Below are 23,753 nucleotides of genomic sequence, written 5' to 3'. Positions count from 1 at the left end.
ACGGAAATGGAGAATTGCCATGGTTATACTAAATGCTTTTAAATTTGCGGGGCACAAGCTTAAGATGTTCAGCGAGCTCGTCATGTTCTCGCATACGCTGTTCTCGCTGCCCTTTGCCGTTATTTCGATGGTATGGGCGGCGGGGGGCTGGCCCTCGGGGCGTATTATGCTCTGGGGATTGATCGCGCTCATCGGGGCACGCAACGGCGCCAACGCCTTCAACCGGCTGGCTGACCGCGTCTTCGACGGCCAGAATCCCCGGACGGCGCACCGGCATCTGCCGCAGCGGCTGCTCGCCGAGAAGGAAGTCGCGATCTTCGTAATCGTGAACTATTTGATCTTTATATTCGCATCCGGCATGCTGAACCTGCTCTGTCTGGTTCTGTCGCCGGTGGCCATCTTTCTGATCTCCACCTATTCCTACACGAAGCGCTTCACCTATCTCAGCCATCTGTATCTGGGCTTCGTCATCGCATCCGCACCGATTGGCGCCTGGTTCGCGGTAACCGGGAATATTGCCTTCACTCCCTTCGTGATCGGCACGGTCGTTATGCTGTGGATCGCCGGCTTCGATATTATATACGGCACCCAGGATATCGATTTTGACCGCCGCGCCGGGTTGTGGTCGATTCCCAGCTATTTCGGGCTGGAGAATGCACTGCGCATTGCCAAAGCCCTGCACTTCATCATGATTCTGCTTCTGCTGTTCCTGTACGTATGGCGCGGGCTGGGCTGGATATATCTCGTCGGAATCGGCATCGCGACCGTGCTGCTCATGACAGAGCATCAAATCATCAAGCCGTCCAACCGGCAGCTGATGAAGATCGCCTCCTACAACCTGAACCAGGTAATCAGCATGGTCATTCTGACCTGTACACTGGTTGATTACTTCTACATCTCTAGATAGTGATTAGATGACATCTCCTGGTTCTTTATTCAATTTAACTGCTATGATCGGATAAACTACACAGCAATTCTGTAGTTTATCTTTTTTTTAGAAGAATTACAGAGGCAGCATATATTATAACTAATGAAGACAAGATTGCCAGATTTATCCCATTTGAAATACTCGAGTAAATGCCAATACTAGTAAGGACAATTGCAAATGCAATTAATGAACTTTTTCTTCCCGCTTTGAACACTACTCAACCCCCCCTTTTTTATATTAAATTAATTTGTATAATTGCATTTTTTTAGAATAAAATCAATAATTTTCACTTTACTTCACGTAATATTCTAAAAGACTATTTTTTTAGGGATGTTTGAAGGCGAGCTGGAGGATATTCACGCCGCTGCTTGCATGCTTCAGATCTGAACGGAGTCTGCTCCAAAAATCTGGTCATGCTAGTGTTTGGTTTGACGCCTTCATTGCTGATGTACATCGGTGGGGAGCAAGAAAGGGGTTGGGGTACGAGCTATGGGATTGTATCAGGATACAAAGAACAGCCGCTTTCCCTGAGGAAGCGGCTGTTTGATGCTTTAAAAAATAAGAGCAAATCATTGCCAATGCGTGACAGGGCGGGAACGATGACGACAGAAGCTAGAGCGCAGTCCGGCTTCAATTATCCCGGCCCGAGAAATAGTGAAGCAGCGTCTCCAGATCGGCATAGGCCGGGAATTGCCGGAGCCGCAGCTGCGCGATGCCGGCTGCCTGCTCCAGATAGCGCCGGCAGGTCTCTTCAGTGCGTTCCAGCGCGCCGCTGCCGGCAATGGCGGCGAGCGCCTCCCCGATTTCTCCCTCGGAGGAATCGGGGCCTACACGCCGGATAACAGGCGCGAGCTCCGGGTTCTGCAGCGCGTACATAACCGGCAGCGTAACCTGCCCGTTCCGGAGATCGCTTCCTGCCGGCTTGCCCAGCGCTTCGGACGATTGGGTGAAGTCCAGCAGGTCATCCTGAATCTGAAAGGCGATTCCGAGCGCTTCGCCGAAGGCATACAGGGCGTCGGCCGTCTCCTGAGCGCCTTCCGTAGACAGCGCGCCAACCCGCAGGCAGGTTGCCATCAGCAGCGCCGTCTTGTTCAGGGACTTCTCCACGTATTGCTCCAGAGTAAGTCCGTAATCATAGGCGTGCTCCATCTGCTGATATTCACCGATGCACAGCTGGGCGGTGGCGACAGCCGAGAGATCGTGAACATAGCGGTTCTTGTCTCCGGTATGCTGGCTCAGCAGCTCGATGACCCGGGACGACATATAGTTGCCGATATGGATGGCGGGAAGGATGCCTGTCCGGGTATGCAGGGCGGGCTGCCCCCGCCGGAGCTCGGCCCCGTCGATAATATCGTCGTGAATGAGGGAAGCGGCATGAATGAACTCCGCCGTGGCCGCCAACTGGAAGGTGCGCCGCCCGGGTTTCTTCTTGCCGAAGCGGCCGCCCACGATAACCATAAGCGGACGGAGGCGCTTGCCGCCTGAACCGATTAGCTCCAGAATGCCGGAATGCAGCGGCGAATCCGCTGGCACATCCCGGTCGCTCGTCACCAGCCGCTCGATTTCGCGGTTGACTTCACTGATCTCGATATGCAAGGCTTCGTGCAGTTTCATGTCGGGCCTATCCCACCTGTTCTATCGCTTTGGCCGGACGGCCGCTTTTTTTAAATTCCTTCACCAGATACTGCCCGATTAATCCGGCATAGTCTGTCTCCCCATCCTGTCCGCAGGAGCGGGCAATCTGCTGGCGTTTGACGTATGGCGCCAGGAACGCGACGAGATCAAGCTCCCGGTGCTGAATGGCGAACTGGAGATAGAAGCTGTACAGATAATCGCCGTCCAGGACATTCCGGACCAGATCCTGATCATCGCGGTTGCATTTCATATGGCTTCGGGCAGCCTCGGTCAGAATGATATAGAGACCGGCAAGACAGATGCGGCGCCGGGCATCCATCTCGAAGCCGTCCAGAATGGCGAGCAGCCTGTCGCCTTCTTCTGCTTCGAAAGAAAGCTGTATTCCGGCAATAGGCGACAATTCGGCCTGGAGCAGCAGCAGAGCATCTTGAGTGAGATGTCTGTTCATGAGAATCACTCCTTCTTGTCGGTTTTGCCGGGGGCTGCTCGGTGGAAATGGGTCATCCCTACAAAACCCTTTAAATAAGGAGAGTAATGTGCCTAAGAGACACATTACTCCAAGAGAACGGCTATTAAGCTTTGCCAACCACATCAAAACTACATATTTTAAATATATGCTTGAATTATCGGTTTGCTAACGCTGACGGATCAGTCAGTGAACAGATACCAGCGCCTTACGAGCGGAATTTTCTTCCACTGCTTCTTGAGCCAAGGCAGGACATAGTAGTCAAGGCTGAACACGCTGCCGGCTCCGCCGACGCATGCGATTGCCGCACCTACATACCACAGCATTTCCGTGGATGCCATCTTGGTCGTCCAGATCATGACGGCCATCGCGATCGTTCCCAGAGAGGCGATAGCGGTGAACAGGCCGACGATCAGCATGACGCCAAAGATGATTTCGGCGCATACCATGCCGAGCTGGAACCATTTGGCCAGGAACGTGAAGTGGCCGTCCGGCTGATAGAACAGCAGGTCCATGAACCAATTGGTGATGTTGTAGATAAATTTCGGAACGGGAAGCGCGGAGACGGCTTCCGAAGCCGATTCAACCGCCGATGCCGCCGATTGGGCGTCAACCGTATCCTTGACGTTGCTTACCGCTTCACTGGCTGCCGAAGTGGCATCCTGAAGATAAGGAGCCGCCGGAATCAGGAAGATCTTCGTCCAGCCCTGATCAATTATCTTGTTCAGCTTGTCTATACCTTCATACAGCCACATGCCGCCGAGAAGGATGCGAAGCGGAACGAGCCAGAAGTTGGGCGAACGCTTGGAGAAGTAGCCGCCGACGAAGCTTCTGCGGTTCTCCACATGGAAGAACTCGTGCATCATGTAGGTCCAAACTTTGTTGAAACCAACAACGCCGGACAGGTAGTAAATGTTGATCATATGCTTGGCGAACATTGCCATGAAGCCGGTGAGCATGAACATTTTGTTCGGAAGACCCACGTTGGCTACGCCGTAGCGGCTGCCGATCGAAACCATCGTTCCGTGGAATGCCGGTTTGTAAGTTTTCTTTGCGGTACCGTTGATATCGGCTACGATGTTGCCCGCGATCACTGGAGCGGCCAACTCGGCGTTCTCTACCATCTGGGGAACAGGACGCTCCTCGCCTTCCGCGATATAGAAAATGTTGTCGCCGACAACATAGACATTCTTGTGGTCGACGCTTTCCAGATGTCCGTTGGTCACGATCCGCTTGCGGCCCTGCTGCTGGACATCCATAGTGCCTACAAGTTCGGAGCCTTCGACGCCGGCCGTCCAGACGATGGTCTGGGCTTCCACAACGTTCTTCTCGCCGAGAGCGACGCTGCCTTTGCCAACTTCGGTAATCTTGGCGCTGGTCACGATTTCCACGTTCAGCTTGCGAAGATGGGCTTCGGCTTTGCGGATCAGCTTATCCGGCAGGATAGGCAGAATCTTCGGCGCCATATCGGCGACAATCAGCCGGACTTCCTTCGGATCGATATAGAATTCCTTACACAGCTCGTCGCGGTACTCGGCCAATTCGCCTACCAGCTCGACGCCTGTGAAGCCTGCGCCGACAATGACGAAAGTCAGCATGGAACGGCGAACTGCCGGGTTCTTCTCCTTGGCGCCCTGCGTGAACATGTCGCGGATTTGGCGTTTCAGCGCCACCGCGTCGTCGTAGGACCAGAAGGAGAACGTATTCTCCTCGGCTCCCGGGATGCCGAAGAAGGTTGGCTTGCTGCCCGTGCCGATTACAAGGTAATCATATTCATATACGGCTTTTTCGGATGACAGTTTCTTGCCTTTGAAATCAATATTACTGATTTCGTCAAGCACCACGTCTACCTTCAGCCCGGCAAAGATCTTCTTGAGATCGATCTTGATCGAGTCTTCCGGTGCGCGGCTGGCGGAAACCTCATGCAGCTCGGTCAGGAGCGTGTGGTAAGGATTCCGGTCGATCAGCTTGATTTCGACATCCTTGTTGTTTTTTAGTTTCTTGGCGAGCTTCTTGGCGGTAAGTACGCCACCGTAACCTCCGCCGAGAACAACGATTCTCTTCAAGAGTTATTCACCTCATTCGTCTGATTAACTACAGGGAACTGCTATATCTTATTTTGCTCCCTCAAGCGCTTTTTGTACCAAAGTCCAGTATTCGCCAACGTGGATGGATACACCGGAAATGGCATCGGTTTTGCCTTCTGCATCAAAGGTTGGAGCGGCGCCTTGGTTAGCCATGTAATATTCCTCGGCTTTGGCGATTTCCTCATGCCATTCGCCCTGAGCCTTAGGGTTCTTCTCTTTCATGCCGTATTTGCCGGCTTTGGAGTATTCCTGCTTGTCGTTGCCGTCCTTGTCAACACCGGTGAACTTCACGGCAGATACGACGCCGCCAGTCACGGTTACTTCAACTTTGGATGCCCAGCCGCTTTCAGCGTCCATTTCGCCTTCAGCGGTATATGTGCCGTCTTTGTACTGGGCTTCAGCAGCCGGTGCTGCGGAAGCAGGAGCTGCGGATGCCGCAGCGGAAGGAGCGGCGGATACGGATGCGGATGCTGCTGGAGCGTCGGCGTTGTTGTTATTGCCGCAGCCTGCGGCGAGCAGGCCGAGAAGAATAGCGCTGGATGCGATTGCTGTTGCCTTTTTCATGAATAATGACCTCCGAAGAAAAATTTAAAAATCTATATATTAAAATGTAAAACATTTTAATAGCCTTGTGATGTGACAAATATCACTTTTATTGTGAAGGAACTCACAGTCATCTAGTTCTAAATACCCTCTCATTTACTATCGGCAGAGGGCGGGAAGAAGTGAATCGTGAGAATTGAATATTTAAAATTTAATTTATGTAATAAANTCACTTTTATGTTCATTACTTATTTATAAGTATATCGATTTTTTCTATGAATGGGTAGTAAATAATAGTTATATTTTTGGATTATTATGTGACAAAATCCGACGCTATTCGATTAGCGCTATAAAATGAGAACGATTCAGCTCTGATTCGATTGGGTAATTTACACTGAACACTCATAGTATCGCTTCCTGCTGGAAGTAAAATGGATGTCAACATAAACGAAGCCATAAAGCAGCGAGACGGACTTGAGGACGCATCCGGAAGCAATAGGCGGCAACCGATCTTTACCATTCTTTACTATTAATAAGGAAGGCGATGTCTATGTACAATTCCTATGTAATAGTCGGAAGAATTATCGAGATCCGCAATGATCGTGTGCTGGCAGAGCAGGGCGACATGATATCAAGTTATCACTCCAGGTATTACATGCTGCCGGATGAAGAGATATGGACAGAAGAATCAAGTATTGAAGCCGAAGTTCCGGATGCGACTGCAGAGAAGTCGCAGGTTGCTCTCCACCGCTTATCCGAGGGGCGGAATAAATGGAATCTGGGAAGGCTTCGGCTGTTCCCGATGAAGAAGAGCGCAAATCGAATCTGATTTGCGCTCTTCGCTTACACGCGGTCTCACGCGATCTTACGCAGTCTTGAGCCTCGCCCACTCAGGCTATCACAACCAATAGAGTTAATATTTTCTGGTTTATATGATAGTATAATGATGTGAAATACGATCTGTCGCGAGCAGGAGTGAATTCATGGAATACATAAAGATTTTCTTCGTTAACACGGCACTGCTCATAACATTGGCCTATCTTGCCAATCTGGCATATAAGCATATCGCATTCCGAATCCCACCGAGAGCCAATCACTGGATTTGGGTAGTTGTGGCGATTTTTGCCGGCTGGCTGAGCTCCTTTTTCGGCTATAGCCTGACAGACCATGTCATTTTCGATCTGCGCTTTGTCCCCTTGATTATCACGACCCTCGCCTTTCCGCAGCCGATGATTCTGATTATTGTCGGTGTAGGCATCGGCTTAATGCGGCTGACGTTCGGAGTATCCCCGGCGGCTGTAGCCGGCGTTATCAATTTATCCATTCTTGGTTTTGCCTGCGCCGCCGCTTCCCCATGGTTCCGCCGCTCCTCCGCTCCCGTGATGATAAAAGGCTTGATCGTTATTCTGGGCGTCAATGTCCTAAATATAATCAATATTAGTATATTCGGTGTTATCCCTGCTTATAAGTATATGACGGAGATTGTGCCGTACACGCTTCCGGCAGGGACGATTCTCAGCATCCTGTTCTGCCTGATCGCCCGCGATTTCCATCTGGAGCACTGGCGCATGAAGCAGATCGAGCAGGCCAACGCGCTGCTGTCGAAGCAGACGGAAGAGCTGCATAAGAACAAGATCGTGCTGGAGGAACGGGCGAAGCAGCTTATGCTGGCCTCCCAGTACAAATCGGAATTTCTCGCCAACATGTCGCATGAGCTGCGGACGCCCCTGAACGGGATTATCAGCCTGTCCGAGCTGATCGCCGAGAGCGATTACTCCTCCGATCCGGAGGATCTGCGCTCGTACGGAGCCATGATCCGCCGTTCCGGCGGAGAGCTGCTGATGCTGATAAGCGATATTCTGGATTTGTCCAAGGTGGAGGCAGGGAAGCTTGAGGTGCTGCATGAGGCGGTGAACGTCACCGAGATTCCGGTGCTGCTGTCCGGCCAGTTCGAGCTGATCGCCCGGCAGAAGGGCCTTGATTTCCATGTGGATATGGAGGAGGGACTTCCCGATACGATCTATTCCGATTCCCAGCGCATCCAGCAAATATTGCGGAATCTGCTCTCCAACGCTTTCAAATTCACCCATCAGGGAGGCGTGTCTCTGATTATCCGGGGGGAGAAGCGGCTGCAAGGATCGCGCGAGACTTTATGGATGGTCTGGGAGGTGCGGGACACCGGGATCGGTATTCCGAAGGACAAGCATATGAGCATTTTTGAGGCCTTTCAACAGGCGGACGGGACGATCAGCAGACAGTACGGTGGCACCGGGCTTGGCCTGTCGATCAGCATGAATTTGGCGCGGCTGTTAGGAGGTTTTATTTCCCTGGAGAGCCAGGAAGGACAGGGCAGTATTTTTGCGCTGCACCTTCCGGCGGCAGGTCAGTAGAACAGGGCGGTGAACCTCCAATTTTATTTGTAACTATCCCTTATTGACGCATGCTCAATGGTGAGTAGAATGAAGCAAAAGCCGCGTCGAGGGAGTGTATACATTATAATGGGAATCGTCATAAACAACCGCACGGAGGGCCGGCGCCCAAGACGAAAACGCAAATGGACCACACAGCGTAAAAATCTGCACATTGCCACCTGGGAAGGCGTTCCGTCAACGATCTTTCAGGTGCTGCTGCAGGGGCAATTCCTGACCGGGTTTCTCCTGTATCTCGGCGCGACTTCGGGTGAGATTGGACTGGTGTTGGCACTGACGACTCTGGTTAACGTCGGACAGATCGCCGTCGCCTTCTTCATACAGAAGCTGGAGAGCCGCAAATGGGCGCTCGTCCTGTTTATCGGCCTGCAGCGGATTTTATGGGTTTCGACGGGACTGGTCCCGTTCCTTTTTCCTAAACCTTATTGGGTTACCGCTTTCATTGGGCTCTACGCCCTTGCCTTCATCGTCAATACTGCCGGAGGCATGCTGTGGAGTTCAGTCATTAGCGACCTGGTGCCGCCCCGGGTGCGGGGAAGATATTTCGGAATCCGGAATACGATGCTGAACGCGCTGGGCAGTATTGTCGTATACGGCGGAGGCGTCGTGCTCGATATGTACCCGGGAGGAAAGGGCTTCCTTATCATATACATTGTGGTCTGGATTTTTGCGACGCTTAACATAGTCGTATTCTGCTTCTATCCGGATGTGCATTTCGAGAAATCCGCCGAGAGCAAGTTTCTGCCCATGCTGAAAAAGCCGCTGAAGGACAGCGTATTCATCAAATCAACGCTGTTTCTGTCACTGTGGCTCCTGCTGCAGAATGTGACCGTCCCGCTCTATTCCTACGTCATGCTTCAGCTGATGGATATTAATTACCGTACACTCTCGCTGCTGAATGTGACGCAGACTGTGTTCATGATGGCGAGCTTTTATTTCTGGGGCAACTTGAACGCCCGGTACAGCAACAAACGGCTTCTGTTCTGGACGCTTCCCATTATCGCCGCATCCTCGCTGATCTGGGGACTGCTGTCGGTTCTGCCGACGCTTGCGGTTCTGCTGGCGGCGCATATTGTCTTCGGAGTAGGTGTGGGAGGTTTCAACCAACTGGCGTTCAATTTCATTATCGGCGACACGCCCAAAAAAGAACGGCCGATGTACATGGCGACCTACGCCGCGCTTACCGGAGTGGCTGCGTTCTTCGGTCCTCTTCTCGGCGGGAAAATATACGAATGGATTGCCGGCTGGTCTCATTGGATTCAAGTGTACGGATTGCAGCTGATCGTCGGCGGACTGATGCTGGTGCTGATCGTCCTGATCGGACGCCGCGTACTGCGTGATTATTGAAGATAGACGAAAACCTGTCTTCAGATTCGAAAGGGGGGACGACAATGGACAGAACGGCAATGGTGCTTGGCGCAACAGGGCTTGTCGGCAGGGAGGTGACAGGCGAGCTGCTGCGCGGTGGCTGGAGGGAAGTGCGAACGCTGACGCGAAGGCCGCTGGATGTGGAGAATGGGAGGCTGAGCCAGCACCTCATTGACTGGGAGCGGCTGGACGAGTACGGCGGGCTGTTTGAGGGTGTTGACGCTCTGTTCTGCTGTCTGGGAACGACAATCAAGCAAGCGGGATCACAGGCAAACTTCGAGCGGGTCGATCTGGAATATCCCCTGAAAGCGGCGAAGCTTGCGCATAGGGCCGGGGTGAAGCAGTTGCTGGTGGTTTCAGCAATGGGAGCGAATCCGCGTTCCCGCCAGTTCTATTCCCGGACGAAAGGAAGGATGGAGGAGGGACTAAGCCAATCAGGCATACCCGGAGTCCATTTGTTCCGGCCGTCGCTGCTGCTGGGCGAGCGGGACGAGTTCAGGCGCGGCGAAAGGGCCGCCGCCTTTCTGATGACCCGGCTGGAATTCCTGATGGTCGGAAGAGTCGCCAAATACCGGGCGGTGAAAGGAAGTGCGGTGGCCCGGGCGATGGTCCATATTGCTGATGCCTCGCTTCCGGGCATACATGTTTACCCCAATGACGTTATCCGGGCTCTTGGTTTGCAATAACCGAATGGCGCGGCGTACAATGGGAGCAGAAATGATATCGGTTGAGAGGAGATTGTTATCATGAGCAAAAAGCAGGTATCCACGGACAAAGCGCCGGGCGCCATCGGACCTTACAGCCAGGCGATTATCGCCGGCAACTGGGTGTACACCTCCGGTCAGCTCGGATTGGACCCGTCAACAGGCGAGCTTGCAGAAGGCGTTCAGGCACAGGCACAACAGTCGCTGACCAATGTGCAGGCGATTCTGGAGGAAGCGGGCGTTTCACTGGATCAGGTTGTGAAGACGACCGTATTTCTGAAGGACATGAATGATTTCGCGGCAGTGAACGAGGTATACAGCACATTCTTCAAGGAGCCTTACCCGGCGCGGAGCGCGGTAGAGGTTGCAAGCCTGCCGAAGGACGGACTGGTCGAGATCGAAGTTGTGGCACGCCGCAAATAACGGCTGGCAAGGGCGTACATAACGGCCCGCATCTATAAAATCCTTTCCATCTTGCCGCCTTCCGGGCGCGCTGAGGGGAAAGGATTTTTTATGATATTGGAAAGTATAAACTTCAAAGATTCGGCTCCCTGATATCGCAGATAACGATCGCTAAAGAGCGATTCGGCATCGAAAACCGGGAACAACCTGGCTGCACAAGGGTGGCGTGGAAATATTGACGACAATCACCCCGGAGCCTGACACGAGGTCCTGCAATCCGTAAGGCCGGAGACGGCTCGGTGCTTTTTCTACTGTTATAGGGAAAATCTGTGGAAATGTTTTTAAATCCGGGCTGTTTCGTTTAAGATGAAGATAAAACCTTTTTTTGCGCACAAGCTCGCCTGAAGCTTCGCAGCCTTCACGGGCTGCGGATTTCGGGAATACGACAGGAGATCACGATGACTAAGCATCTGTATGCAATGTGGCTGGGGGACGTGCTGTTTTGCTTCTCCGGAGAGACTTCAGAACCCAAAGTGGATGCCTGGACCGGCGTGGTCAGACGCCTTGAGATTCAGGGAGGCCGGAGGCCGTTCGCAGGTGCTGCCCTCCGTTTGGCGGAGGTGAAGTATCCCGCGGCCAGGATCGAGGGCAAGAGCGGGCGCCGGCCGCTTGCCGGGCGGATGCTCGAGGGGCTTGCCCTCGCGCCGAGGGATGCGTTCGAGCTGCTGCTGGGATGGGACGAGGAGCTGTGCCGGCAGCAGGGGATCGAGCCTGGAGGCGAGATGAGCTACTGGGCTGCGGCCGCGCGTTTTGCGCTGGAGCTGATCGTGACCGGCGGCATCTCGCCGGGAGCGGCTTCCCCGAAGACCGTCGGGGCGCGCCGGAGGGGCGGCGAACAAGCCGCCGAAACCCGGTGGATGCCGGTTCTGGGGACGCCGGAGCAGCAGGAAGCCTTTCTGCATTTTGCCGCATCCATGCCGGTGCTCGCGCTGGGCTCATCCCATCTGCATCTGCAGGGTGTGGAAGCTTCTTCCCGGGAGGAGGCGGGCGCGATTGTGCTGTTCTCATTCCTTCAGGCCATGGTAAGCGCCGAGGTGAAGCGGGTTGTGGCGGGAATGGAGCCGCAGCTGGCATCCTATAAATCCAGCTACCGCAGAGGCCGATCTCCGCTGACCGAGCTGTGGTGGAACAGCCTGCTTACCGGAACCCGGGACATTCCCGTGCAGGGTACTCCCGCGGAGGTGGCGGAGCTGCTGGCGACTGTAGGAGGAGCGGCGGATGCCGGTATTCCCTGTGCCGGAGCGGAGGAACAGAGCGGCCAGCTCGGGCTTGGTCTGCGTCTGGAGCCTCCCAAGGAGGAAGGCGAAGCATGGCGTCTCTCCTTCTGGGCGGAAGGAAGGGAAGAGAGCGGATTCTGGCTCCCGGCGTCAGCCGTGTGGAGCAGCCCGGAACGGGAGTTCACTCTGTGGGGCAAGCGCTACATGCGAATCCAGGAGCAGCTGCTGACGGCGCTGGGACGCGCTGCGGAGCAGTCCGAAGATATTGCGCGCGCCCTAGCGGAGCCGGCTCCCTCGGGAGTGGACCTGGAGCCGGAGCAGCTGTACCGGTTCTTGAAGGAGACGGTGCAGCGTCTGACCACCCGGGGCATTACGGTACAGCTGCCCTCCCGCTGGAGCCGGGAGGGGCGCAGGAAGATCGGAATGCGCCTGAAGATGCGCCTGCCGGATACGCCGGACAAGGCGCAGCCGATGACGCTCGGCATGGAGGCCCTCGTATCATTCAAGATCGAAGCCTCGCTGGGAAGCAGCGAGGTCAGCGTAGAGGAACTCAACGCCCTCTTGGCGGCGGGAGTGCCGTATGTCCAGTTCCGCGGAGAATGGATCGAGGTCGATCCGAAGGAGATTCGCCAGGTGCTGCGCTATATGAAGCGCCATGAGAGTGGAGAGATGTCCGCTTCAGAGTGGATGCGCCTTGAGGCCGAATTGGAAGAGGACCGGCTGTGGAAGGGGATGCCGGTTACAGGGATGGAGACCGTCGGTCTCCTGGCCTCGCTGATCCGGGGAGATGCCGCCAGGCATCTGCCCCAGCAGTCCGTGCCGACAGAGCTGCAGGGAACGCTGCGGCCTTATCAGGAACGGGGCTACCAATGGCTAAGCGCCATGGGCGAGCTGGGCTTCGGCGTCTGTCTCGCCGATGATATGGGTCTCGGGAAGACGATCCAGGTGATCGCCTGCCTGCTGCGCAGGGAGAAGAGCCAAGACCGATCCGCCGGCAAGGAGCCGGTGCTGATTCTGTGTCCGACCTCCCTGCTCGGCAACTGGCAGCGGGAGCTGCAGCGATTCGCTCCGACACTGGATGTCTATATTCATCACGGCATCCGGCGGCTGCGGGGGGAGGATTTCCGCAGGCAGGCCGAAGTGCATGATATCGTGCTGACCACGTACCATCTGGCCGGCAGGGACAGTGAAGACCTCGCCTCCGTCACATGGTCGACGGTCGTTCTGGACGAAGCCCAGTACATCAAGAATTACCGGACGAAGCAGGCGCAGAGCGTCATGCGGCTATCCAGTCCTCACCGGATCGCGATGACCGGTACGCCGGTGGAGAACCGGCTCGGTGAGCTGTGGTCGATCTTTCATTTTCTCAATCCCGGCTATCTGGGGACGTTTCATTCCTTTCGCGAGCGTTACGGAGCCGGGGAGGGCACGGAGCGGCTGAGAGAGCTGCACCGGCTTGTATCGCCTTTTCTGCTGCGCAGGCTGAAGAGCGACCCTGACATCTCGAAGGATCTACCGGAGAAGCTGGAGATCAAATCCTACTGTCCGCTGACTGAGCAGCAGGCGGCGCAGTACCAGAGCGTCGTGAACGAGATGCTGGATACGATCGGCGGCAGCACGGGAATGGCCCGGCGGGGATTGGTGCTGTCTTCGCTGACGAAGCTGAAGCAGATTTGCGACCATCCCCAGCTGTACCGCAAAGACGAGGGCCGTCAGGGACGCAGCGAGACGTCAGGCAAGCTTGAGACGATGTACGAGGTGCTCGACAGCATCGTGGAGCTTGGAGAATCGGCGCTGATCTTTACGCAATATGTGGCGATGGGCGAACTGCTGGTGAACCGGCTGGCCAAAAGATACGGCCGCACCCCGCTGTTCCTCCACGGTGGCGTGTCCAAGCGCAACCGCGACGACATGGTGCGGTCGTTTCAGGAAGGCGAGGGCTCGGCGTTCTTCGTGCTGTCGCTCAAGGCGGGAGGCGTCGGCTTGAATCTGACCCGGGCCAACCATGTCGTGCACTATGACCGCTGGTGGAATCCGGCGGTGGAGAATCAGGCGACCGACCGTGCGTTCCGCATCGGCCAGCATAAGAATGTGCAGGTGCATAAGCTGATCTGCCAGGGGACGCTGGAGGAGCGGATCGACGAGCTGATCGAACGGAAGAAGAGTCTCTCCGAGCAGGTTGTGGGTTCCGGAGAGAACTGGCTCACGGAAATGTCTGACCAGGAGCTCAAAGAACTCATCGTCCTGCAGAATCAGGAATGGATGGAATAGATGAAGAAGCGGAAGAGCGGATGATGAAGAAAAAAAGTGGCGGAGGCGGAGGTAGCTATGACTGACACGATGAATATGCAACTGGAAGCCGCGCCGGGAAGACTGACCGCGCTATGGACGCCCGGCGCGGGAACCGGAGCCGGGGAGACCGGGGGTGGCTCTGCGGAGGCCTCGCGGACTGCCCGGTCCAGACAGGTACTGAAGCTGGACCAATGGCCGGCAGCCGTGCGCCGGGAGGTTGTGGAGCGTCTGGCGGACAGCCCGCTGGAGCTGTACAGCCTCTTGAAGGGCCGGCTGCCGGACTGGCTGGCGGCGCTCGGGCTCTGGCCGGACGGCGCGGAGCTGGCCGGCCAGGAGGACGCCGGCGATGCGGAGGCCATGTCCAGGGTGAGGGCGCGGCTGGAGCAGGAGCCGCTGACCGCCCTCGCGCTCCGGGGGCTCCCGAAGGAGGAGCTGTCGGGCGCGGTCTTCGCGCTCTGGGCGGAGCAGGAGCGCTTCCGGGAACCGGGCGGCACAGCCGAGACCGGACAGCTTGCCGCCGAGCTGGCGAAGCTGGAGAAGAAGGGCGCAGCGGTGTCGGCCGGCGAGTGGCTGGCCGAGGCGGCGGCCGAGGGCTCTCTCCATCAGCCGGGGCCTTCGTTTCTGGAGGTCAGGGACCGGAAGGTTCCGGGCTCGCCGGAGATCCCGGAGGATGCCGGTGAAGAGATCTGGACTGAGCTGCTGCCGGGCGTTCCGGGAGCAGCTCAGGGACTGGCGCTGATCCGCCGTCGCGCGGCGGAAGAGGCGGCCAAGCGCGCCGGGGAATTGATGAAGTAACAGGATTTTCATGAAATCGGGGCTTGGCCGTAACCATTGAAAGAGCAGGATAAGCTATGCTGTTCGTAATCTTGTGAAGGAGGGAAACCTCATGATCATACGAACGACAGGCGCATGGCGCCTGCTGGCGGGTGGAGCTGCGGCGGCCCTGCTCTTGCTGGGAGCCGTTCTGATTCCGCCGCCGGGAGGAATGGCTGCCGAGGTCCCGATGGCAGCGGCGGCGGCCGGGACTGCGGCCGCCTCAGCCCTTAAGGTGCAGCTTGCCGCCTTCAATATTGCCGTCTCCAAGCCAGCCTCGACGCATCCGGCTGATTTCGTCATGACCGGCGTCGCCTCCGGCTGGGGTGTGGATGCTTCCGGTGTATGGAAGACGGAAGATGGCGGGAAGACATGGCGGCATCCTGCGGCCAACATCGTCCCGCCGGACCCGGATGCGGCTGTAATGCCGGCGGCTTATACTTTTAAGGACAATCAACAGGGCTGGGTGCTGACGGCATACGGCGATCATCAGCCGACCCTCATCTTCCGCACCTCAGATGGAGGACGGTCCTGGAAAGCGGCGCGCCTGCCTGCATCCGAGGAATGGGAGAAAGGTTCCGGCGGTTTTATTTCCTTCGCGGACGGTCTTCACGGCTATGCCCTGAAGATATCCGATCCCAGTCTGGGATTCATGGAGAAATCGCTGTTTCGTACGACCGACGGCGGGGCGAGCTGGTCACGGGTCGGGAAAATAACAGACAGCATAGCGTCATATCCGACCGGCATGACCTTCCGCAATGGAACGAACGGATGGATCACCTCCTCCTACCACGGCCAGGAGTACATCCTGACCTTCCGGACCGGCGACGGTGGACGGACGTGGACGAAGCAGAAGCTGCCGGCGCCTCCGGGATTGAAGCCGGGCGGGTACACGAACAGCTATCCCCCGGTGTTCTCCGGACAGGGGATGAAGACAGGGGTCCTCCCCATCGAGGTCGTGAACGGGGAGGAACGCGGGATGGTGTTCTACACCACCGCAGACGGCGGGGCGTCATGGAAGGCAGGGCCGTTCCATCCTGAGATCCAGCAAGGCCGATTCTTCTGGCTGAACGCAAGAGAGGGCTGGTCCATGCGGCAGGACGGCGTGCTGGCGCGAACCGCCGACGGCGGCCGGACCTGGAGCCGCGTGTCCAGGGCGCAGCACTTTGCGGAAGGGACGCTGATCCGGTTCGCTTCGGCCGATAGAGGCTGGATCGCCGGACCGGGCTTTCTCTGGGCCACTTCAGACGGCGGCAAGAGCTGGACCGAGCTATAGAGCGCATAGAGCGGCAGCGGTCAGGTTAGCCCCGCTGACCAAACAGCCCCTCGACTCCCGAACCGGGAAGCGAGGGGCTTATTAGTGCTTGGGTGCTCCGGCGCTGCCGTTTGACCGGCCTCCGGTGCTTATTGCTGCTTGACCGGCAGATCCTCGCCGGATGCCGTAAGCTCCAGAATCTCCTTACGCAGGCGCAGCATTTTTTGATCGAGATCGTCGGCGGCCCGGGCTGCGCTCTTCAGCTCTTCGGCGACATGCGAGGGCAGTTGGCGGTCGTACTTGTAGTAGAGGATATGCTCCATGCTCGCCCAGAAGTCCATGGCCAGTGTGCGCAGCTGAATCTCGGCCTTCACCCAGCGCGTGCCTTCGAGCAGGATGAGCGGCACCGCCACGATCAGATGCAGACTCTGGTAGCCGTTCGGCTTCGGATGGGCAATATAGTCCTTGACCTCGATCACCCGGATATCCTCCCGCCCGGCAAAATGATCGGCAAGCTGGTAAATATCCTTGACGAAGGCGCAGACAATCCGCATGCCGGCGATGTCATGAATGTAATTCTCCATGTTCTCGTAGCTGAATTCATGTCCCTTGCGCTTCATTTTCTCCAGTATGCTTGCCGGTTCTTTGATCCGGCACTTGATATGTTCGATCGGGCTGTACCCGTTGGTCATCTTCCATTCGGTCTTAAGCGTTTCGATCTTGTTCTCCAGCTCATTCAGGGCCAGTCGGTACAAGGCGGGCATCTTCTTGAACTCCTCCAGCTGTTTGGCTACGTCCCCATTCAGTTTGCCCAAGCCAATATCCTGAACGCGCACTTGCAGCTGCTCCAGCGTAATCGATTGATTATCTTGTTCTTTCACGGACTCTCTCCCGGTTGTTCGAATTTGGAACCACCTTCATTTTAACCGAAAGGGAGAGCATGAGCAAAAATTGGACACCGGCCTTTGCTATGCCAGCCCCTATACCCCGCTTTCTCCAACCCTTTATGCCCCTGTGATCTTTCTGTGTTATCTTCTTCGTTCCGGCGAATTCCGCACCAGGCTTATCATGATGGATATGCAACGCGAAATCGCTCATCACCGCTTCATTCTCCGGCATAATATACACAATGCGACAGATAATGAATCTCTGCCCCGTATTTGGTATGATAGAGGCATATTCGAACGCGTACTTGGCGCAGGATCATGGCTCATCCATGAGAAGGAGGAACTATCGATGAATTTGCTGCAGCGAATTAAAGACGGAGCCAACCGGGTAAGCGAGAAGGCGCAGAACTCCGTGGAAATCGGGAAGCTGAACAGCCAAATTTCCGACATTGAACATGAGATGGAAATTGAATTTACGAAGATGGGCAGACTCTTCTACGAAGGGTATCGTTCCAGGGATTTGTCGCTGGCCGAAGGGATGATGACCGAGCATTCCCGCACCTGTCTTCGACTTCAGGATAAAATTGACGAGCTGCGGGCCAGAATCGCCGAGCTCAAGAACGAGAAGCTCTGCAAATGCGGCGCGGTTGTCGCATTGGGTGCGAATTTCTGCCCCAACTGCGGGCGCAAGCTGGAGCAGATAGGCGGCGCGGTGTCGGCAGTCTATCAGGAGAAGCCGAAGCCCGCGCCCCAGACGGAGCATCCGGCGCAGTATGAGGAGCCGGAAACGGAGGAGGACTACGAGTCCGGGTCCCGTGAGCCGTACAGTTACATACAGACCGCAGATGACGAGGATGAGCATCTTCCGCCGCCGCTTGACGATTACGAAGACGGGGAAGAGCCGGGGGAATTCGACCGGCGGATGGCCGATGAGCTTGAGCGTGAACGGGAAAGGCAGCTGGAGCTGGACCGGCGCATCCGGGACTGGCAGGCACGGGGCGGACATGAGCCTGGAGAAACGGAAGGGACACGCGAGATGGTGAAATGCCAGATCTGCCGCGCGGAGCTGCCGAAGGGCTCCATGTGGTGCCCGCGCTGCGGATCGGAGCAGATTTAATACCGGCAAGGCAGCATGACTTAGGGAGGGGCGATGCAAATGGAACAGCTTCTGGTACATCTTCGCAGTCTGGGCTTTACGGAAATGGAGTCCAAAATCATGGTGGAGCTGGCGAGCATCGGGCAATCGTCCGGTTACGAGGTAGCCAAACGTCTCGGCGTTTCCCGCTCCAACGTCTATGCCGCGCTTCAGCGTCTGACCCAGCAGGGCTATGTCCGCTGCGGCGACGGCGAACCCGCCAGATATAGCGTACTGGCGCCGGAAGAGCTGGCGAAGATGATTTCCGGCCGGGTCGAGGCGTCGCTGGCCTTCGTGGAGAAGGAAATGCCTCGGGGCGGCTTGGTCAGCGCCACCTTCTACAATGTGGAAGGGGAGCGGAATGTAATGGACGCGCTGAGCCGGCAGCTTCACGCCGCCGAGCATGAGATTGTCGTCGACGTGTGGCGGGAGGAGGCATCGCTGCTGCGCAGCGAGCTTGAGGAGGCCGAACGGAGAGGCGTGAGGCTGCTCTGGGCGTTTGACGGCGGGAATGCCGCAAGCCCCTATCTTCCCTGGCAGCCGCTTGCCGGAAATGCGGAGCCGGAGGGAAGGAAATTCTCCTTCGTTATCGACCGCAAATGGTGCATGCTCGGCATGCGGGGAGAGGATGGAGCCCAGGCTGTCGTAACGGAGCATCGGGTGCTGGTGGAGCTGCTGCTGGCGCATTTTACCCAGGAGATGGTGCTGTTCGAACTGGAGCAGGATATGGGGCCGGAGCTGGAACGCCGCTATGGGCACAGATACAGTGATATTTACCAAAGATATATCAGTGGCGACGGAGAGGAGTCTGCAGCGGAGGAGAATACGCCGGTCGAAGGGATAGCTGGAGGAGAGTGAGCCCAACTAGCCGTCAGATCCGTATAACCAAGCGAGGGAGGTGAAGCAAGGGGTGGAGTGCATCGTTCATTTTGAGGTTGTGCATCCCGGCGGGCCGAAATCGCTGCGGGGGCTGCTGTTCATTGACGATGGGGCGGTTCCGGATGAGAGCCAGCTGATCGGCATGTTCAAGGATATGGGTTTCGATGTCAGGCTGGACGACCGCGAGAAGCTGATCTTCAAGCCGGTCAATCCGGCGAGCGTCTTCTCCGAGATCCGGATTACCGGGTATGATGAAGGTAACGGAAAATCCGGGGAGGATCATGATCTGAAGTCCATCGTGGGCAATCTGCTGCCGCGAAAGACGACCGGGCTCTAGCACCGGCTCTTCTTGAAAGGCCCGTTTTCCGCTCAGAGACATTTGAGGGAGAATGGGCCTTTGCTGCAAGCCGCATATCTATACAGGGAGAGGGAGAAACGGCTATGAAATTGTTGAAGGATAAGGTGAAGAGCGAAGGGTTGGTGCTCGCCAAGGGCGTTCTCAAGGTGGACTCCTTTCTGAACCATCAGATGGACCCGTTCCTGATGCGCGAAATTGGACGGGAATTCAAGAACCGGTTCGCGGACGAAACGATCACCAAAGTACTGACCATCGAATCATCGGGCATTGCTCCCGGGATCATGACGGCGCTTGAGCTGGAGGTTCCGCTGATCTTCGCCCGCAAGCAGAAATCGTTGACCCTGACTGAAGACATCTTCGTGGAAAAGGTGTATTCGTTCACCAAGAGAGAAACCAATGAGATCACCGTATCCAAAAAATTCATCGCTCCCGGCGAGCGGGTGCTGATTATCGACGACTTTCTGGCCAACGGAGAGGCCGCCTTCGGGCTGGCGCGCATCGTAGAGCAGGCCGGCGCTTCGGTGGCGGGGATTGGAATCGTTATTGAAAAATCATTCCAGCCCGGCCGTGGGCTGCTGCTGGAAGCCGGTTACCGGCTGGAGTCGCTGGTTCGCATCGCATCGCTGGATGACGGGCAGGTTGCGTTCGTCGAAGATACGCCGTGAGGAAGCAGGCCGCAGAGTTCACACTGCAGCCTGCGCGTCCTGAAGACCGGGAGAGGTTGGCCGAGCTTCGGGCAGAGGTGCTGAAGGACGATCTGACCCGGTTGGGCAGATTTGACGAGGAGCGAGTCCGCGAGCGGTTCCGGCGGGCTTTTGAGCCCGGGTCTACATGGGTTATCACAGGCCCGGCTTCCGCCCTCATCGGCTGCATCGCGCTTCGGGCGGAAGCCGGAGGCCGGGTGCTGGAGCATTTCTATATCGATCCTGCGTATCAGAACCGGGGGATCGGCAGCCGGGTTCTGGGGGCTGTGCTGGAGAAGGATGAGGCCAGAGGCGCCGTGGTCCGGCTTAATGTTCTGCAAGGAAGCCCGGCACGGCGGCTGTATGAGCGCTTCGGCTTCCGGGCCTACAGCGAGGACGATGTGGATGTGTTCATGTCACGGCTGCCCTAAGGCGGCTTGTCCGGTTCAGGCCGGAAGCTGGAAGGCTAGGTTCCAGCCGGGTGCGGCACCAGCACGGTCAGCGCTCCGGGCTCGCATCTGACATTGGGCGATGCGCCGCCGAGGTCTTCGCCGTCGGCGATGGCTGGCCGGCTCCCGTCGAAGGAGACGGCTGCGCGTGCGCCGCGCAGCATGGTGACGAAGGGCAGCGATACATGGCTGCCCTTCAGCAGCGTCGGGAACAGCCGCAGCACCTGGAGGCGGCTGCACCCGTGGACGACGCAGACATCGAGCAGGCCGTCGTCGGACTTGGCCTGCGGCGCGATACGCAGGCCGCCTCCATAGCTCGGCAGGTTGCAGACCGAGGCCAGCCAGACGTTCTCGAAGGCGCGCTCCCTCCCGTCGCAGACGATGGCCGCGCGTCCAGGCTTGTACGTTATCAAGGTGTGCAGGATGCCGATGAGATAAGCAAGCCGCCCGGCATGCAGGGCGTTGCATAGAGGCTTGTACCAGCCTGCGTTGACATTGACCGCCACCTGGGCATCGAAGCCGCAGGCAACCGAGGTCAGCGTGGCGGCCTCGCCCTCTTCAGGGCCGGCGCCGACCAGCAGATCGGCGCCGGTCTTCGAGCCGCCCAGGATGACATCCAGGGCGGCTTCGGTCTGTATCGGCACGCCGAAGCCGCGCGCCGTGTCATTGCCGGAGCCGGCCGGAATGATGCCGAGCGGCACGCCCTTGGCCCGCAGCGCCGGGAGGACGCTGTGAATCGTGCCGTCGCCGCCAACGACGACGCAGGCGGTCCAGCTCTCGGGGCGGCTTAGCGCCAGCTCCACTTCCCGCCCGGCTCCCCCGGGACTTCCCGTGAAGAGCGCCTCGTACTTCACTTGCCGCTCCCTAAGATATTCCTCGGCGCGCCGCCAGGCCCGCGCACCCATTCCCCCGCCAGAGCGGGGATTGATGACGAACAAATACACTCACGTTCCCCCAGGTCCATAATCTTCAGATGCCATTCTTGTTCCATTGTACCTAAGACGGAACGGGAATAGGGAAATTCTTTTCTATTCCTGATTCCGCTTAAGAGCAGGGGCTTATCCCGTGATTTGATTCGGTTACAGCACTATAGCCGACGCAGCTGGCGCTCGGCGATATCTCCGGCCCACGGCAGCTTCTGCCAGTGCCCCTGCAGCGCGTGGTAGGTCATGACCAGCCATACCGCGAAGCCGAGCAGGAAGCATAGAGCCGCCACAAGAGCCCCGATGAACGGCAGCAGTCCGGCCAGTACATGGCCGACCATGAGCGCGCCGTAAGCGAGGAGGGACTGTAGGGAATGGAACAGTACGAACCGGCTGCGCTTCTCCAGCGCAAGGAAGATAATTCCGCCTGCAAAAGGGAACAGATAGCACAGCGCGGCGGCGATATAATCCGGGAGGCCGACGGAAGAACGGAAAGGGGACATCAGCTTCACTCTCCTGTCTCGGGAACACAAGCAGCGGAGCGCCCGGCGGGCGCTCCGCTGCTGCTCTCTATAACCATATGAGCCGGCGGGACAAAGTATGAGCGGACCTTCGCTACTTCGGCTTTCGGGCTGGTGTTTTTCGATGGATTAACCTGGAATTTACCAAAGTCCTCACAAAAAAAGCGTGAATGTTTCTCCATTCATGCTATAATGAAACGTATGTTCGGTTATTGCTATCATAAAAAAATCCATCCGGGCATTTAACAGGAAAGGTGTCAGTTGGACTGGAATATGATACAATAAAACGATAAAGCCCCAAAGGAGTGATTCAGCTACTTGGCTTTTCGGGTAATAACAGTGTCAAGGCGGTTTTTCACCGTCTGAAGCTCTCAGCCCAAATCGAGACGAACCTTCTTCACCGACTTCAGAGTCGACTGAGCCGGCCGTGCTTTTCCGGTAGTGGTCTCAGAAGGAGAATATGCAGGTCTTTCGGGACATACTCCCCGGAACTTACCGTCCTGCATTTCGAAGCAACAACAGACTTTTCATCATGCATTCTCTACAACGGAGCATTCATTTTCAATGTTTTGGGAGGGAACTGATCATGGCAAGTAAAGGTCACAATGAAGTCAAGGAAAGTCTGCGGGAAATGACACGTATTTTCCAGCCCAAGGATCCCAAGAAATTTGTCAGAGAGTATGTGCGCAAGTACCGGATAACGGGAGGATACGAGGAAGAACTCACCATGGTCGTCGAGCACGAACTGGTCCGGATGAATTCATCCGTGTCCTAGCCAATCTGTCTTTCGCAAATGAATTGTAAATGAGATGAATATATTATAAACCGTGATTTGCGGGGAGCCGCGAAGAACGGTTTTTTTGTGCAGTCGATAGGTGAAGGATGGAGTCTTTGAGTTGAAAAATGCTTCATTAGCACTACGTATATATGATAACGCTTTCTGTAAACGATTGCAATTGCTTATTCATCAAGACTTTGCCTCAATTCGCATATTATTTTTTTGGCGTCAAGACGGTGCTGGGTCCCGTGATTCGGTAAGCAGTGTGAACTGCGCAATATTACATAGTGATGTTCGTTCAGGGGCGGATTTTGGCCTGCGCGCTTGCTTCTGTCTGTCATCACTGGTATAAAAAAGAGTACGGGCAAGTCGCCGCGGGAGACCTCCGGAGAGTATTCCGGTGTCAAAATCGCGCTGCCGACTTGTGCAACTGCCGGTGACTTTAGGAGGACGAACATGGATATTTTCACAGTATTTCCGACGATCAGTACTGGGTTTATCGTCATTAGCGCCGTGCTGGTGGCCATTGGCTGGAGACTGATCATTCAGGGCAAGCGCGAGGCGCACAAGAAGATGATGATCGCTGCCGCGATATTTGCCGTGCTGTTTTTTCTCGTGTACGCATCAAGAACCGTCTTTGTAGGGAACACCTCCTGGGGAGGGCCGGACGACCTGTCAGCCCTGTATCATGTGTTCCTGATCTTTCACATCGTTCTCGCAACGGTGGCTGCCGTATTCGGCATCACGACGCTGACGCTCGGCTTCAAGGCCAAGTATGCCAAGCATCGCAAATGGGGGCGGGTGACTTCGGTCATCTGGTTCATCACCGCCATAACGGGCACCGCGGTATATATTCTGCTGTATCTGATGTATCCGGGCGGTCATACGAAGCCGGTGTGGGAAGTCATTTTGGGCGCTTAAGAGCGCCCTTTTTTATTGCA

General features: G+C 56.5%; 24 protein-coding genes. 16 read left to right on the top strand and 8 right to left on the bottom strand.

All coding sequences use genetic code 11. The annotated features are described in order from the left end of the window. Positions 1–19 precede the first annotated feature (19 nt). Positions 20–907: a UbiA-like polyprenyltransferase gene (locus tag KIH86_RS10335; RefSeq protein ID WP_223084347.1), complete on the top strand. Its 888-nt coding sequence runs from the start codon at positions 20–22 to the stop codon at positions 905–907. Positions 908–1,558: 651 nt separating this feature from the next. Here KIH86_RS10335 and KIH86_RS10330 read toward each other — a convergent pair. From KIH86_RS10330 to KIH86_RS10315, 4 genes are all read right to left on the bottom strand, one after another. Next, positions 1,559–2,542, bottom strand: a complete 984-nt coding sequence (locus KIH86_RS10330; protein WP_223084346.1) for a polyprenyl synthetase family protein — start codon at positions 2,540–2,542, stop codon at positions 1,559–1,561. Positions 2,543–2,549: 7 nt separating this feature from the next. Further along, on the bottom strand, positions 2,550–3,011 hold the full coding sequence (locus tag KIH86_RS10325; protein ID WP_223084345.1) for a hypothetical protein: 462 nt from the start codon (positions 3,009–3,011) through the stop codon (positions 2,550–2,552). Positions 3,012–3,211: 200 nt separating this feature from the next. After that, positions 3,212–5,095 (bottom strand): FAD-dependent oxidoreductase, encoded by a 1,884-nt coding sequence (locus KIH86_RS10320; protein WP_223084344.1) that lies wholly within the window; start codon positions 5,093–5,095, stop codon positions 3,212–3,214. A 48-nt stretch (positions 5,096–5,143) separates the two neighbouring features. Further along, positions 5,144–5,680 (bottom strand): FMN-binding protein, encoded by a 537-nt coding sequence (locus KIH86_RS10315; protein WP_223084343.1) that lies wholly within the window; start codon positions 5,678–5,680, stop codon positions 5,144–5,146. A gap of 529 nt (positions 5,681–6,209) precedes the next feature. On the opposite strand from KIH86_RS10315, the gene KIH86_RS10310 reads away from it, so the two are divergent. From KIH86_RS10310 to KIH86_RS10275, 8 genes are all read left to right on the top strand, one after another. Beyond that, on the top strand, positions 6,210–6,488 hold the full coding sequence (locus KIH86_RS10310; protein WP_223084342.1) for a hypothetical protein: 279 nt from the start codon (positions 6,210–6,212) through the stop codon (positions 6,486–6,488). Positions 6,489–6,642: 154 nt separating this feature from the next. Then, the gene (locus KIH86_RS10305) at positions 6,643–8,049 is read left to right on the top strand and encodes a sensor histidine kinase (protein ID WP_223084341.1); all 1,407 of its coding nucleotides are present in this window, start codon (positions 6,643–6,645) and stop codon (positions 8,047–8,049) included. Positions 8,050–8,157: 108 nt separating this feature from the next. Next, positions 8,158–9,435: an MFS transporter gene (locus tag KIH86_RS10300; protein WP_223084340.1), complete on the top strand. Its 1,278-nt coding sequence runs from the start codon at positions 8,158–8,160 to the stop codon at positions 9,433–9,435. A 44-nt stretch (positions 9,436–9,479) separates the two neighbouring features. Next, entirely contained in the window at positions 9,480–10,142 is a 663-nt protein-coding gene (locus KIH86_RS10295; RefSeq protein ID WP_223084339.1) for an NAD(P)H-binding protein, read from the top strand. Positions 10,143–10,202: 60 nt separating this feature from the next. Then, complete coding sequence (locus KIH86_RS10290) at positions 10,203–10,583, top strand: RidA family protein (protein ID WP_223084338.1); 381 nt, start codon at positions 10,203–10,205, stop codon at positions 10,581–10,583. 437 nt (positions 10,584–11,020) lie between these two features. Further along, positions 11,021–14,110 carry a DEAD/DEAH box helicase gene (locus KIH86_RS10285; protein WP_223084337.1) on the top strand — a complete coding sequence of 1,030 codons (3,090 nt, stop codon included), beginning with the start codon at positions 11,021–11,023 and terminating at the stop codon, positions 14,108–14,110. A gap of 57 nt (positions 14,111–14,167) precedes the next feature. Next, positions 14,168–14,926, top strand: a complete 759-nt coding sequence (locus KIH86_RS10280) for a hypothetical protein (protein ID WP_223084336.1) — start codon at positions 14,168–14,170, stop codon at positions 14,924–14,926. A 91-nt stretch (positions 14,927–15,017) separates the two neighbouring features. Beyond that, complete coding sequence (locus KIH86_RS10275) at positions 15,018–16,220, top strand: WD40/YVTN/BNR-like repeat-containing protein (protein WP_223084335.1); 1,203 nt, start codon at positions 15,018–15,020, stop codon at positions 16,218–16,220. A gap of 128 nt (positions 16,221–16,348) precedes the next feature. Here the strand turns inward: KIH86_RS10275 and KIH86_RS10270 are convergent, their stop codons facing one another. Beyond that, the gene (locus KIH86_RS10270) at positions 16,349–16,963 is read right to left on the bottom strand and encodes a GTP pyrophosphokinase (RefSeq protein WP_223084554.1); all 615 of its coding nucleotides are present in this window, start codon (positions 16,961–16,963) and stop codon (positions 16,349–16,351) included. 100 nt (positions 16,964–17,063) lie between these two features. Next, positions 17,064–17,297 (bottom strand): hypothetical protein, encoded by a 234-nt coding sequence (locus KIH86_RS10265; RefSeq protein WP_223084334.1) that lies wholly within the window; start codon positions 17,295–17,297, stop codon positions 17,064–17,066. Positions 17,298–17,435: 138 nt separating this feature from the next. On the opposite strand from KIH86_RS10265, the gene KIH86_RS10260 reads away from it, so the two are divergent. The 5 genes from KIH86_RS10260 to KIH86_RS10240 all read left to right on the top strand — a co-directional run bounded on the left by KIH86_RS10260 (position 17,436) and on the right by KIH86_RS10240 (position 20,572). Beyond that, positions 17,436–18,203, top strand: a complete 768-nt coding sequence (locus KIH86_RS10260) for a zinc ribbon domain-containing protein (RefSeq protein ID WP_223084333.1) — start codon at positions 17,436–17,438, stop codon at positions 18,201–18,203. A gap of 39 nt (positions 18,204–18,242) precedes the next feature. Further along, positions 18,243–19,079: a TrmB family transcriptional regulator gene (locus KIH86_RS10255; protein ID WP_223084332.1), complete on the top strand. Its 837-nt coding sequence runs from the start codon at positions 18,243–18,245 to the stop codon at positions 19,077–19,079. A 52-nt stretch (positions 19,080–19,131) separates the two neighbouring features. Next, positions 19,132–19,437: a hypothetical protein gene (locus tag KIH86_RS10250; RefSeq protein ID WP_223084331.1), complete on the top strand. Its 306-nt coding sequence runs from the start codon at positions 19,132–19,134 to the stop codon at positions 19,435–19,437. 104 nt (positions 19,438–19,541) lie between these two features. Beyond that, positions 19,542–20,123, top strand: a complete 582-nt coding sequence (locus KIH86_RS10245; protein ID WP_223084330.1) for a xanthine phosphoribosyltransferase — start codon at positions 19,542–19,544, stop codon at positions 20,121–20,123. Further along, complete coding sequence (locus tag KIH86_RS10240; protein WP_223084329.1) at positions 20,120–20,572, top strand: GNAT family N-acetyltransferase; 453 nt, start codon at positions 20,120–20,122, stop codon at positions 20,570–20,572. The genes KIH86_RS10245 and KIH86_RS10240 overlap by 4 nt, the downstream gene beginning before the upstream one ends. A 35-nt stretch (positions 20,573–20,607) precedes the next feature. On the opposite strand, the gene KIH86_RS10235 is transcribed toward KIH86_RS10240, so the two are convergent. Both KIH86_RS10235 and KIH86_RS10230 read right to left on the bottom strand, forming a co-directional pair. Further along, on the bottom strand, positions 20,608–21,534 hold the full coding sequence (locus KIH86_RS10235; protein ID WP_223084328.1) for a diacylglycerol/lipid kinase family protein: 927 nt from the start codon (positions 21,532–21,534) through the stop codon (positions 20,608–20,610). A 143-nt stretch (positions 21,535–21,677) separates the two neighbouring features. Continuing rightward, positions 21,678–22,016 carry a DUF4870 domain-containing protein gene (locus KIH86_RS10230; RefSeq protein WP_223084327.1) on the bottom strand — a complete coding sequence of 113 codons (339 nt, stop codon included), beginning with the start codon at positions 22,014–22,016 and terminating at the stop codon, positions 21,678–21,680. Between the two features lie 604 nt (positions 22,017–22,620). Here KIH86_RS10230 and KIH86_RS10225 point away from each other — a divergent pair. Both KIH86_RS10225 and KIH86_RS10220 read left to right on the top strand, forming a co-directional pair. After that, complete coding sequence (locus tag KIH86_RS10225; protein WP_038693335.1) at positions 22,621–22,809, top strand: hypothetical protein; 189 nt, start codon at positions 22,621–22,623, stop codon at positions 22,807–22,809. 459 nt (positions 22,810–23,268) lie between these two features. Continuing rightward, positions 23,269–23,733, top strand: a complete 465-nt coding sequence (locus tag KIH86_RS10220; protein WP_223084326.1) for a DUF420 domain-containing protein — start codon at positions 23,269–23,271, stop codon at positions 23,731–23,733. Positions 23,734–23,753 lie beyond the last annotated feature (20 nt).

This window comes from Paenibacillus sinensis, from assembly GCF_019904155.1.
Taxonomy (GTDB): domain Bacteria; phylum Bacillota; class Bacilli; order Paenibacillales; family Paenibacillaceae; genus Paenibacillus_AQ; species Paenibacillus_AQ sinensis.
Note: the sequence above shows the minus strand (reverse complement) of the source record. Positions and strands in the feature narration are given on the sequence as shown.